The sequence below is a fragment of the Poseidonibacter lekithochrous genome (genome assembly GCF_013283835.1).
Classification (GTDB): domain Bacteria; phylum Campylobacterota; class Campylobacteria; order Campylobacterales; family Arcobacteraceae; genus Poseidonibacter; species Poseidonibacter lekithochrous.
In genome coordinates this window covers 202,918-216,082 of sequence record NZ_CP054052.1, presented here as the reverse complement: position 1 = coordinate 216,082, position 13,165 = coordinate 202,918, and the positions used below count along the sequence as shown (strand labels likewise).

The following is a 13,165-nucleotide window of genomic DNA, read 5'->3' as shown; positions in this document are numbered from 1 at the left end:
ATTTTATCATCTACTAATAAAATAATAAAGTATAAAATACTAATTTTTAAATTATAGAAATAATTAGATTGTAGACAATAATTCTCCACTAAATATCACCTTTACAAAACTTTGGCTATAATCGGGTATTAATACATAAAAATATTTATTTTATAAAAAATTTTGAAGGAATTATAATATGCCATTATTAGATAGTTTTAGAGTTGACCATACAATTATGCCTGCACCTGCGGTAAGAGTTGCAAAGACAATGAAATCACCATCAGGTGACGTAATCACAGTATTTGATTTAAGATTCTGTGTTCCAAATGAGAAGATGTTAGGTGAAAGAGGTATTCATACATTAGAGCACCTTTTTGCTGGATTTATTAGAGAGCATTTAAACTCTGATACAGTAGAAATCATTGACGTTTCTCCTATGGGTTGTAGAACTGGTTTTTACATGAGTTTATTAGGTAACCCTGATGAGCAAACTGTAGCAAAAGCATGGAAAGCAGCAATGGAAGATGTACTAAAAGTACAAACTCAAAATGACATTCCAGAATTAAACGAATTCCAATGTGGTACATACGAAATGCACTCATTAGAAGAAGCAAAACAAATTGCACAAGATATCTTAAATTCAGAAATCGGTGTAATGTCAAACGAAAAACTATTCTTATCTGATGATAAATTAAACTCTTTAGGAAACTAATTTAGTGACTAAAGAATTGGAGCTTTTCAAAGAGCTATTTGCAGACTATCCAAACATAGCAATACTGCATGTAGATAACTCTTTGAATTTAGTAAATGATGCACTTGAGGAAGTGAGAAGTAAATGCGAAGGTCAAATTAAATATATAAAATTTGAGAACGAACCAGATGCAAGACTTCGAGCTACTGCTCGAGAATATGAATACATAATTTTAGGTGATATTTTATCACACTGTCCAAATAAGGACAAAATCCTAAAGCTTATGTATAAAGCTATAGAAAACTCTGGGAATATTATAATTCTAGAGAGAAAGTCTAACAACAATAAAGATGAGATTTTATCTTTACTTGATGATTTAGGTTTTATGGCTTCAAATAGTATTGATCTATTTGAAGAGTTTTATATTTTCACTGCTAAAAAAATGCATCATTGGGGTAATGGACTGTAAACTTGGAGTTAATAAAAACACAAGACGGTTCAAACACCCTCTATTCTGCTAAATATAATCAACACTATCACAACGTAGATGATGGTGCTATAAATGAAGCTTTATCAAAACATATAATTCCTACATTTGAATTTCAAAAAGACAAAGATGAACTAAATATTTTAGACATTTGTTTTGGATTGGGTTACAACACTTTTTCTACAATATATTATGCAAGAAAAAATAATCTAAATCAAAAACTAAATATCTACTCTCCTGAATTAGATGGAGATTTAGTTCGTTCACTAGAACACTTTGAATTTCCTAGTGAGTTTGAAGATATGGAACATATCATCAAAACACTAGCATTAGAGAATAAATATGAAGATGATAGTTTAAAAATAGAGATTAATATAGGTGATGCACGGGAATATATCAAGAGTTTCGATGAAAACTTCTTTGATATAGTTTACCAAGATGCTTTTTCTTCGGAAGTAAACAATGAACTTTGGACGAAAGAGTATTTTGATGATATTAATACTATCTGTAAAACAGACTGTGTTATGTCAACATATGCAATTGCAACACCTATTAGGTTATCCATGTATGAAGCTGGATTTATTATATATCAACATAGACCAGTTAAAAGAAAAATTACCCTAGCTTGTAAACAAAAACAAGAGATTATAGGAAAATATATAGACATGGATTTGAAACAGACACGAAACAAAGAAGCAAGAGCATTATATGACAACAAAACCATTAATAAACCAGAACCATGTTAAATACATTCAAGGTTCCTTACCCATTATAATATCATCCTGTCACGGGGGAAATTATTCCCCTAAAGACATACCAAATAGAGACTTTGGTGTATTTGATATGGATGATTATACACAACAACTGACTCAAGAGATTTTAGAAGAATTTTTTGCCCGAACAAATCAGTTTCCCCATGCTGTTATTATGAATCTATCTAGAAAAAAAGTAGATGCAAATAGAAGTATAGAAGAAGCTACAACAAATGACAAAAAAGCCATATCTTCATATAAATCTTTTCATGATTTTATTAAAGAATCAAAAAACCAAATAGAAAAGAATTTTTCAAAAGGTTTATATATAGATATTCACGGTCAATCACATTCACATCAAGCAATAGAGTTTGGATATTTACTTACAAACGATATTCTAAGGCAAAGTGATGCAGAGATAGAGAGATATGAAAACTTCTCTAGTATCAAAGTACAACAAGAGTTTTCTCCTTTTTCTTTCTCTGAGCAAGTAAGAGGTAATTTCTCATTAGGTACATTGATGATGGATAAAGGCTTTGATTCTATTCCTTCATCAAAAATACCATCTGCTCCAAGAGATGATGAATATTTTGAAGGTGCTTACAATACTAGAACACATGGTTCTTTAATATCAGGAAAAGTAGCAGGAATTCAAATAGAGTTTCCTTATAATTGTAGAGATTCAAAAGAGAGCAGAGTTAGAACTGCTAAGGCTTTGGTATCTTCTATTATTGAATATATGCTGATTCATTTTGGGATTGATTTAAAAAATTAAAGTTTTAATAACATATTTTATAATTTAAAGTTTTTTAAGTGTATAATAACTAAAAAGTATTCTACATGATCAAAAATGATGAACATAAAATTCTTCAAATTATAAAATTCTCTCCCCCATTAGTAATAGTATTTGCAAGTATTATTATTACATTTCTTATATATGTTGATTACAAAAATACCTTAGAAGTAGAAAAATCACAAATCAAATCAAGCTTTATAAACAAGAAAAAAGATTTTATTAAAGAGCATGTAGAAATTGCTATTAGATATGCAAATAAAGAGCTAAAAAACACTGAGCTAAAACTAAGAAGTAAACTATCTCATCAACTAATAAATGCCAAAACAATAATTAACAGTATTTATAAAAACAATAAAGACACTAAAACAAAAGAAGAAATTACAATACTTATAAAAGATGCCTTACGAGATATTAGATTTAATAAAGGTAGAGGATATTTCTTTATTCATGAAATGAATGGAGTTAATGTATTACATCCAATTCTTCCAAGTAGAGAAGGAACAAATATCTCTAAAAAAAGAGATAAAAATGGAGTACAAAGATTCAAAGTAGTTCAAGATATTGTAAAAGAACAAACATCAGGTTATGCAATATTTGATTTCTTTTATCCTCTAGAAAAAGAAAAACAAAAAAAGAAACTTGTTCACGTGGATAAATTTGAACCCTATAACTGGATGATTGGAACAGGTGAATATATTGAAGACTTTGAAAAAGAGATTCAAGAAAAAGTAGTTAATCATTTAAGTAGTATCCGTATTTCAGAAGATAAATTCTTTATTATCCTAAATAAAGAAGGAACTATAATTTCTCATCCTTTTAAGAATTATAACAATAGAAATATTCTAAAAGATGACGAGTTTATACATTTTAGAGAACAATTTGAACAGGTTAAAAAACTAAAAGATGGAGAAGGTGCTTATTATCTGAATAATCATAGTCTTAAACTTTCTACAAATGAAAAAATTCCAAAACTGTGGTTTGTAAAACCCTTTGATAAATGGAATTGGGTAATTACTACAGGTTTTTATCTCAGTGAAATAGAACCACTTATTAAAGAAAAAGAGGTATATTTAGAAAAGAAATATACTGATTATCTAAATACAATTATAGTATCAAGTATTATTGTGACTATTTCACTTCTATTTATTTCTATATATATAGCAAGAATATTAGAAGAAAGTTTTTTAAGATACAAAAATAAATTAGAAGATGAAATCACAGAAAATATCAAACAAAAAAATATTTTAGAAAAAGCACATGAAGTTGCGTATATAGGTTCATGGGAACTACAAATAGATAATATGCAATTAGATCTCTCAGATCAAGCTTTACTAATAGCTGAACTATCATCAAATTACAAAAATTCTGAGTTTAAAGCATTAGAAAATATGGTTATAAAAGCTGATTGGCAAGACTTTTATAAAGCAGTAAAAAATACAATTAACACAGGGGAAGAGTTAAAATCTATTTATAGAATAGTGACTTCTTCGGGACAAATAAAATGGATTCATTGTAGAGGAAAATTAAATGCAGAGAAAAACTCTATATTAGGTGTTATTCAAGATATTACAGAAACAAAAAACTTAGAAAAAGAAAAACAAAAACAAGAAGAATTATTGTACCAACAAAGTAAAATGGCAGCAATGGGTGAAATGATTGGAAATATTGCCCATCAATGGAGACAACCTCTATCTTCTATTTCTATATCTGCTTCTGGTGCAAAATTCCAAAAAGAAATGGGTATTTTAACTGATGAGATTTTCTATAGCCTAATGGATACTATCAATGATAAAACACAATACTTATCACAAACTATTGATGATTTTAGGAATTTTTATAAACCAGATAAAACAAAGAATTTATTCACAACAAAAAGTGTATATGAAAAAACTATTAAATTAGTTTCAACTCAGTTTTTAAGTAAACAAATACAAATAAATGACAATATTGAAGATGTAGAAATATTTAGTATTGAAAATGAATTAATACAAGTATTAATCAATATTCTAAATAACGCAAGAGATGCCTTTGAAAAAACAAAAGATATAAAAAAATTTGTATCTATAAATATATATACAGAAGATAAAAAAGTATATATTGAAATACTAGATAATGCAGGGGGAGTTCCTATACATATAATAGATAGGATTTTTGAACCTTACTTTACAACGAAACATCAAAGTCAAGGTACTGGGATTGGATTATATATGAGTGAAGAAATTATAAAAAAACACCTAAATGGAAATATCTATGTAAAAAATAAAGAGTTTACATATGAAGATATTCAGTATAAAGGTGCTTCATTTACTATAGTTTTAGATAAGTTCACAAACTCAACAAAAGAAAGTTAGAAGATAACTAGTATTAGTTATCTAATCTACTTTAATTACTGCTGCGCCTCGTCTGCTATCACACCCACCTTCTAGATTTCCATCTACGGCTTGAACTCCTCCAAAAAATACATTTAGAGAATCAAAATATTGTAAATCATAATGTTTTTTAAGCTCTTCACGTATTACCTCATCACAAGGTGGCTCCATACATACACTTCCTTTTTCAAAGTGTATTCTAGGAGCATTAATACTATCATGTAAATTTTTACCATAATCAAGGTTATTCACAATAGTTTGAGTAATAGCAGATCGTATTCTATTACTTCCCGCACTTCCTAGTATTAATTCTGGATTACCATCTTTTAATACAGCCGTAGGTGCCATCATTGATGGTAATCTAATACCATCTGGCCAAGAGAACCAACCATGAGGGTTTAAGTCCTCTTCTCCCATCATATTATTTAACATAATTCCAGAACTAGGTATTACATGACCTGAACCTTCACCATTTGTTGTAGTAACTGATACTGCATTACCTTCTTCATCTATTACTGATAAATGTGTTGTATTACCCCATAGGTTTAATCTTGAGTGCATAGTAGTACAGTAGTTTTTGATTAGTCTATCATTTTGTAATATATCTTTTAGTTTAGGATCATGCATAAACTCATCTACATGTTCTTTTCTAAAATCACTAGTAGTATTAAAAGCTTCTATCATTCCTTTTACATACTCGAAAGATCTATAATCTTTTAAATCATACTTCTCTAATATCTTTAAAGTAAAAGCAATAAGAATTCCTCCTCCACTTGGTGGTGGATTTGTTACTATCTCATATCCCTTATAGTTAAAATCAATAGGTTCTCTTTTAATACACTTATAGTTCTTTAAGTCTTCTTTTAATATAAGTCCATCATTGTCTTTCATAATCTTTTCTATTTCATCAGCTACTACACCTTCATAGAATACTTTACTTCCTTCTTTTGCGAAAGCTTCTAGAAAATCAGCATAAGCAGGATTCTTAAAAAGATGTGTTTCATCTATTAGTGTTTTATCATCTATACCATATACATCCATACTTGATTTAGTAGAAGTAAAGATAGGTTCTAACAGTTTTACAAAGCTAGCTTGCATTCCTGATAGATATACACCCTCTCTTGCATATTTAACTGCTGGTTTTATTATCTCACTTAAAGGTAATGTTCCTTTATCTTTATGTACTTGATATATTCCCTCTACTAATCCAGGAATTGCAACAGACCCAGCTCCTATATGAAACTCTTGTACTGCTGCTCCAAAATCTACATATATTGGATAAAACTCTGGCTCTTCTACTCTTTTTTTAGGAACCTCAACAAAAAAATCATAAAGCTCTGGTTTTTTACCCTTTTCTAGGCCTAATAAGAAGCCTCCACCGCCAAGAGATGTAAATAAGGGTTCACATATAGGCGCAGCTAACATAACAGCTATAGCTGCATCATATGCGTTTCCCCCTATCCTTAATATATCAGCTCCTGCTTGTGCTGAATTTGTATCTCCTGCTGCTACTACACCTTTCATTTAATAATTCCTACCTTTTCCACTTCATTTAAATCTTTTGTTTTTTCATATATCTCTATCATATCTTGTGCTATTGAATTCTTTGATACTATACTTAGTGCTTTTTCTTTAAACTCTTGGGTTATTAACTCTTCTTTATCTAACTCTTCTATTAGTTTATATATTACATCTCTTATATTTACTTTTTTAGAATCTACAATAAAATCAGCATCCATTGAATACCTAGAAGCTTTCCACATATTTTGTTTTAGTACTTGCATAGGTTCATATGATACTTCTTGTACTTGTGATAGTTTACATATACCCTTACATAGTCCTATTATTACTTCTAGTCTATCAAAGTCATGTATAGCATCACATACTCTAAACTCTATAGTTTTAAAGTTAGGTTGAATTCTTACATCCCACCATATATCTTTTTCACTACTTATTACTTCACTATTATATAAAATGTCATATACAGACTTCATATGTTCATAAGACTCAAAGTACTCAGGTATAGATGCTTTTGGTAATCTATCAAATATTTTAGTTCTATATGAGTGTATACCTGTATCTATACCATTTGAATAAACAGAAGAAGCAGATAGGGCTACGAATATTGGTAAATAACACAATGAGAAGTTAAAAGCTTTTAAAGCCTTATCAAATGTTTTAAAGCCTACATGTACATGTAAGCCACATATAGAGAAATCATCTAATAAGATTTTATGTTCATTTGAAAGTTCATGGTATCTTTCATTTGTTGATAGTTCTATATTGTTTTGTTTTAGAGCACTAGCTCCACTTGATTGTAGAATTAAGTTCTTTTTCTTAGCTAAGGTATTAAGTTCATGTGTGATTTCTTTGAAGTATTCTATTAACTCACTTAGTTTATTAAAAACAGGAGTATTAATCTCTATCATGGATTGTAAGAATTCAGAAGTAATATTATCTTTATATTTAGAAGATAGATTTGACTTAAAATAGTCATACTCATTTGCATAACTTAAATCATCTGCATTTAGAATTCGAAGTTCTAACTCTGCACCTAAAGTAAATATATAACCGTTTGTAAATTTATCAAATATCAAGCTGCACCAACTTTTTATAATAAGATTTATTGTACTATCAATACTAGCATAAAAATTATAAAAAAGGTTATTAACATGCTTAAAAACGTTATCTTAACTATATTTACAGCACTTTTTTTTATTAGCTGTAGTTCAAATGAATTAAAAGAACCCAATGCTAAATGTAGTGAAAAACCAAAAACTGGAATGTGTAAAGCTATGTTTATAAAATACTATTTTAACAGTGATAGTAATAAATGTGAAGAGTTTATCTGGGGTGGATGTGGTGGAAATGTTCCCTTTAAAAGTTTAAAGGAATGTAAGCAAACTTGTGAAGAGTAAACTCGCAGTTATTCTGCAAGTTTACCTAAAATATATCTTTCTAAATCTCTTTTAGAAACTTCTTCTTTTAATGATTGAGCAAAAATAGTCTCCACTTTTGAAGAGTACTCATCATAAGGGAAATATGGGAAATGTAATTTCCATGATCTTTTGATTAGTTCTAAACTAATCTTATCTCTCATTTTTGATCTAAAAAAGTTAAACCCTACGAATATAGCTGCAGTTATAAACATTGCACCTAATATCGAAATATGTGAGTCTATATTTGCTAATGGTTTATGAGTCAATAAAGATATTGGAATTACAATAGCTAAAACAATAGCAATATAAACTATATATGCTCTACTAAGTCTTAACCTAAATCCTAACTTTGCAGGATCTACATGCATTCCTTCTTTGTACTGTCTATTAGCTAAAAGTAAATCTCTTAATAATATTGGTTGTTTTGAAATAATATAAATATACTCTAAAATTTTATCTTGAAATGTTTTTTCTTTAGACATTTAATTATCCTATAAATTTGTTGCACATATTTTATCTAATTTAAGATAATAATGTGTTAATTAAAAATACAAAGTTTATTTCTTCGCAACTTTTATTGTGAATAATGCCCCATTATCTACATTTGACACATTTATAAATCCACTCATATTTCTCTCAATAATATTCTTTGACATATATAATCCAATACCCGTACCTTGGGTTTTATGTCTTGTTGTGAAATATGGCTCAAAGATTTTGTCTATAATCTCATCCTTTACTCCACCTGCATTATCTTTGATTTTAACAATGGCAAAGTTTTCACCCTCTTTTATCTCTATATTTACATTTGGGTTTTCTACTTTTCTCTCTAATAATATATCTTTTGCATTAGAAAGTACATTTAATATCACTTGTGAGTATTCATTTTTGTATCCAAATACATCTGTATCTTCAAGAACATTAAACTCTACATTAATACCATGATATTTTAAAGATGATTCTAGAATATGAAAAGCTTCTCTACAAGCATTTTCTATTGAGAAACACTCTTTTTCACCCTGAGGTTTAAAGAAGTTTTGGAAATCAGATATAGTCTGAGACATATATGATGTTAGTTTATTAGCTTCTTTTATTTTATTATCTAAATACTCTTTTGTAAATTTATCAAAATCATAAGTTACTTTCATATTCATGTGAATTGCTGATATTTGTGTTAGTGGTTGTCGCCATTGATGGGCAATATTTCCAATCATTTCACCCATTGAGGCTAGTTTTGATTGTTGAATTAACATTTGTTCTTGTTCAACCCTTTGAGTAATCTCTTTTTGAATTTTATCTTCAAGATTATCAATCATATCATTCATCATGATTTTTAATTCATTTAATGATTCATTATTACTATCTTGTGTAACTCTAGCACCAATATTACCACTTTTGATATTCTCTAATACCTTTGTAGCATCTTTGATTACTATTTCATTCTTTTGAATATTTTTTTGAATATTTGCAACATTTAGATTAATCTTTGAGGCCATTTGATGGAATTCATCTTTTGAATGTATCTCTATTTTTTTAACACTTGTTTTTTTACCATTTAAATATGAGAAGAAATCATTCAGCCCATTTTGTACTGTATGTATAGAAGTGATAATATTACGAGCCACTAACCAACCAATTAATGTAGAAGCTACAAATATAATAAGTACTGAGATAATAATAGATAGTTTTAACTCTTTTGCTTCATCAACTGCACCTGAATAAGCAATAGTAGAGTTATTCAGAAACTCACTTTGTTTTTTCAATAAAGTATTTAGTAATTGATGGAATTGTTTTCTACTTGAAGTAGTTACATTAATATAAGCACCCTCTTCAAACTCTTCATCTAAGTACTGTTTTGTTTGAAAAATAAATGTTTTATAGTTATTCCACATTTGTATTATTTCAAGGTTGTTTTTCTCTATTATTTTAAACTCTTTATCTAAAGATAGTAATAATAAATCTAAATCTTTTTGAATATCTTTTCTAATAGAACTATTAGGAGCCATTACTAAAGATTGTGTAATTTCTCTAAGCCTATAAAGGGGTGTGATAATCTTATCTTGCAAAGATAAAACCTCTTGTGATTTACTATGTACTACTTTTAGTGTGTCTTTATTATGCTCACTAATATTTATTGATTTATATGCAAGTAGTGCTATTGATGTGCAAAGGATTAGGAATAATAGTCCTAATTTAAAAGTTATATTTATTCTATTTACTAATTTCATATTCAATTCTTTTTGGTTTTATAGCTTTTTTCAGCTCTTGTTTATACTCTTTATCTTCTCTTATTGACCAGTGATCTTTACTAATTTCTATCTCCCATAAAGGAATAATTCCACCTTGGTAAGGTTTATATATCACTTCTTTATTAACTGCTATTACTTTATTTGGAGATGGAACTCGAAGAGTATAGGCTTTATCTCTTGCTCGATAAAGTATCTTTTTTACTACTTCTGTATATTCATCAGAGCCAATCTTACTTACAAATAACTCTTTAATATACTCTTGCATTAAATCATCTTTTTTAATAGTTGACCAAGCTCCCGAAGTTTCATAAATAAAAAATACAGTCCATGGATTTTGATAATACCAGTCATCATCACCCCAAATTAACATATCCCATTTTTTTGTATTTTTGTTTTTATTTGTTGTTAATAATTGTTCATAAATATCTTTTTCACTATTTGTAATAATATAGTTGAACTTCACACCATATTTTTTCAACTGAAATTCAATACCTTTAAATAAAAACATAAACCTATCTTGGGTGAAAATATCCAAAGTAAGGCCGTTTAGCAGTTTTTTTAATTTCTCTTGGGGAAATTCGTTCTCTTTAAAATCACAATTCTGTGCTATTTTTTTTACTACATCAAAATTAATTGAAGCTGTAAAAGGAGATACTTTCCCTTCTTTTTTATATACAAAATTTAGTAGATTTTCTTGATTAAGAGCTTGATTTAAAGCCTGTCTAATCTCTTGATTTTGTAGTTTTTTATTTCCATTTATTAAATTAAAAAATATTACAAAGTTATCTGTTGATTTTGAGATAATAAGTTTTGAATAATCAGATAATAAAACCTCTAACTTCTTATTAAAAGGAAGTGGCATTAAATCTAGTTTTCCCTCATACTTTGTAATATCTTCTATTGCTTTATTCACATCAAGTTGAGTATAAACTGTAATTCTTTTAATTTTTGGAAAATTCTTATTCCAATAATATGGATTAGCAACTAACTCTAGTTTTTCTGTTTGTTTATTCCCAATTGCAAAACCGCTCTCTAAAATATAAGGTCCCATTCCAAAAGCACCGGCAACTTTAGTTGCGCTTCCAGTTTCAGCTCCTATTGGATTATATTTTTGAATATACTCTTTTGTATAAAAAAACACCCTTGCTAGGTCTGTTAGAAACATCTCATACTTTTGTTTTAAAACTATTTTAAAAGACACTTCATCTATTTTGATAATCTCAAAATCTACTTTATTTATATTTGTATATAAAAAAGGATTTTTTCTAAAAAACTCAAGATTATATATCACATCATCCATAGTGAAATTTTTACCATCTTGGAATTTTAGATTTTGTCTTAACTCAAAAATATATGTGTAATCATCTACTCTTTTATGAGATTTTGCCAAATCATAAACCCAACCTTGTTTATTATCGTAAGATCTAATAAGTCCAGCATTAGTTGATTTTGAAATATATGAATAAGGAATTGAAGGAAGGAATATATTTATATGAGATTTTGGATGTAAAGTCTTTGCAATATTTTGGCTTGAAGAATCATCCCTAAATTCAAATTTAGAGATGAGATGATCATGGGCAAAGGAGTTAAGATAAGTAAATATCAGTATAAATATAACTCTAAACAAGACGATATCCTACTCCAGATAGATTAAAAACTATATCTGTTGGGAGCTTTTTTCGCAAGTTCCGCACTAAGGATCTTAGTGCACTATCAGTCATAATATCATCACCCCAAACCAGTTCTTGTAATTCATCATAAGAAACTACTCTATTTTGATTTGAAATTAACACTTCGAAAAACAACATCTCTTTTTTATTTAAGATAATTGATTCGTCTTTATATTTTAATTCTTTTTTATCATAATCGTATTTATAATTATCATCAACTTTTAAAACAACTTCTTTATTCACATCTAAAACTTCTACACATTTTTCTAAAACTTCGAATAAAGGTTCTAACTCAATAGGTTTTACTATATATTTTTCCATATGTAACTCAACAGCTTCTAGTAAGTATTTTTTATCAGTGTGAGCTGTAATCATTACAATTGGTATATCTCGGTTTGTTTCTCTAACTTTTTTAACAAATTCAATACCATTTAAAATAGGCATATGAATATCACTTAGAATAATATCAGGACTTTTTTCTTCATATAGTTCAAAAGCTTCAGCCCCATTTGAGGCTTGAATAACTTCTTTTACATAATATCCTAATGAATCAGCGATATTTTCTCTAATACCTACCTCATCTTCCGCATAAAGAACTGATAATGTTTGTAATTTTTCTAATAATTCTTTTTGCATTGGATTTCCTTTTTATTAATTATAACCAAGCTTAGTGCTCAGTTTTAATTAAACCATTGTTTGCATTAGATTTTAAGAATCTAATAATATCTGATGATTCATCATCATCTAAAGTTGTTCTTGTTCTCATTGATGGATAAATAGCTTCCCATTCAATCATACTTAAGTGTGCAATTTGAGGTGGTGCATGACATACAGAACACATCTCATAATATAACTCTTGAGTTTCATCCCAAATAGCTTCAACATCTTCACCTAATGCATCTTTTGCAATAGTTCCGATTAACTCAACTTCAGTACCAGCTTTTTTTGAAACTTTAAAACCTTTGTCTAAAGTCGCAATTAAAAGTTCTTTTCCAGTTGTTGAATAGATATTAAGTCCATCTTGAAAACCCTTAACTGTAACATTAACAGTTGAACCATTATCTTTTTTAACACTAACTGGAACACCTATGAAAAGTTTTGATACTTTCCCATCTTTTGCTTTTAACTCTGTGTTGCTTTCAACAACAAATAAATCACTTGCATTTACTTGGGCGAAAGACCCAAGTAATATTGCAGATGAAATTAATGTTTTTAATAAAAATTTCATTT

13 protein-coding genes are annotated in these 13,165 nt (G+C 28.3%); 6 read left to right on the top strand and 7 right to left on the bottom strand.

Annotated features, from left to right (window positions below; translation table 11 throughout):
• The first annotated feature begins 178 nt into the window (after nt 1–178).
• The 5 genes from luxS (at nt 179) to ALEK_RS01000 (ending at nt 5,059) form a co-directional block, all read left to right on the top strand.
• Nucleotides 179–694 (top strand): S-ribosylhomocysteine lyase, encoded by a 516-nt coding sequence (luxS, locus tag ALEK_RS01020; protein WP_071626733.1) that lies wholly within the window; start codon nt 179–181, stop codon nt 692–694.
• Between the two features lie 4 nt (nt 695–698).
• Complete coding sequence (locus ALEK_RS01015) at nt 699–1,142, top strand: hypothetical protein (RefSeq protein WP_071626732.1); 444 nt, start codon at nt 699–701, stop codon at nt 1,140–1,142.
• 2 nt (nt 1,143–1,144) lie between these two features.
• Entirely contained in the window at nt 1,145–1,906 is a 762-nt protein-coding gene (locus ALEK_RS01010) for a tRNA (5-methylaminomethyl-2-thiouridine)(34)-methyltransferase MnmD (RefSeq protein WP_071626731.1), read from the top strand.
• Nucleotides 1,869–2,687, top strand: a complete 819-nt coding sequence (locus ALEK_RS01005) for a hypothetical protein (RefSeq protein ID WP_071626730.1) — start codon at nt 1,869–1,871, stop codon at nt 2,685–2,687. The genes ALEK_RS01010 and ALEK_RS01005 overlap by 38 nt, the downstream gene beginning before the upstream one ends.
• Nucleotides 2,688–2,752: 65 nt before the next feature.
• The gene (locus ALEK_RS01000) at nt 2,753–5,059 is read left to right on the top strand and encodes a cache domain-containing protein (protein WP_071626729.1); all 2,307 of its coding nucleotides are present in this window, start codon (nt 2,753–2,755) and stop codon (nt 5,057–5,059) included.
• Nucleotides 5,060–5,080: 21 nt separating this feature from the next.
• Here ALEK_RS01000 and ggt read toward each other — a convergent pair whose 3' ends face one another.
• On the bottom strand, nt 5,081–6,601 hold the full coding sequence (ggt, locus tag ALEK_RS00995; RefSeq protein WP_071626728.1) for a gamma-glutamyltransferase: 1,521 nt from the start codon (nt 6,599–6,601) through the stop codon (nt 5,081–5,083).
• Nucleotides 6,598–7,674 carry a carboxylate-amine ligase gene (locus tag ALEK_RS00990; protein WP_071626727.1) on the bottom strand — a complete coding sequence of 359 codons (1,077 nt, stop codon included), beginning with the start codon at nt 7,672–7,674 and terminating at the stop codon, nt 6,598–6,600. The genes ggt and ALEK_RS00990 overlap by 4 nt, the downstream gene beginning before the upstream one ends.
• Before the next feature lie 75 nt (nt 7,675–7,749).
• On the opposite strand from ALEK_RS00990, the gene ALEK_RS00985 reads away from it, so the two are divergent.
• Nucleotides 7,750–7,995, top strand: a complete 246-nt coding sequence (locus ALEK_RS00985; RefSeq protein ID WP_071626726.1) for a BPTI/Kunitz domain-containing protein — start codon at nt 7,750–7,752, stop codon at nt 7,993–7,995.
• Nucleotides 7,996–8,003: 8 nt separating this feature from the next.
• Here the strand turns inward: ALEK_RS00985 and ALEK_RS00980 are convergent, their stop codons facing one another.
• The 5 genes from ALEK_RS00980 to ALEK_RS00960 all read right to left on the bottom strand — a co-directional run bounded on the left by ALEK_RS00980 (nt 8,004) and on the right by ALEK_RS00960 (nt 13,163).
• A complete protein-coding gene (locus ALEK_RS00980; protein WP_071626725.1) occupies nt 8,004–8,498 on the bottom strand; it encodes a hypothetical protein in 495 nt (164 codons plus the stop codon).
• Between the two features lie 75 nt (nt 8,499–8,573).
• Entirely contained in the window at nt 8,574–10,244 is a 1,671-nt protein-coding gene (locus tag ALEK_RS00975; RefSeq protein ID WP_071626724.1) for a sensor histidine kinase, read from the bottom strand.
• Nucleotides 10,228–11,892, bottom strand: a complete 1,665-nt coding sequence (locus ALEK_RS00970) for an ABC transporter substrate-binding protein (protein WP_164072435.1) — start codon at nt 11,890–11,892, stop codon at nt 10,228–10,230. Before ALEK_RS00970 ends, ALEK_RS00975 begins: the two co-directional genes overlap by 17 nt.
• A complete protein-coding gene (locus ALEK_RS00965; RefSeq protein WP_071626722.1) occupies nt 11,885–12,571 on the bottom strand; it encodes a response regulator transcription factor in 687 nt (228 codons plus the stop codon). Before ALEK_RS00965 ends, ALEK_RS00970 begins: the two co-directional genes overlap by 8 nt.
• Before the next feature lie 31 nt (nt 12,572–12,602).
• A complete protein-coding gene (locus tag ALEK_RS00960; RefSeq protein ID WP_071626721.1) occupies nt 12,603–13,163 on the bottom strand; it encodes a hypothetical protein in 561 nt (186 codons plus the stop codon).
• Nucleotides 13,164–13,165 lie beyond the last annotated feature (2 nt).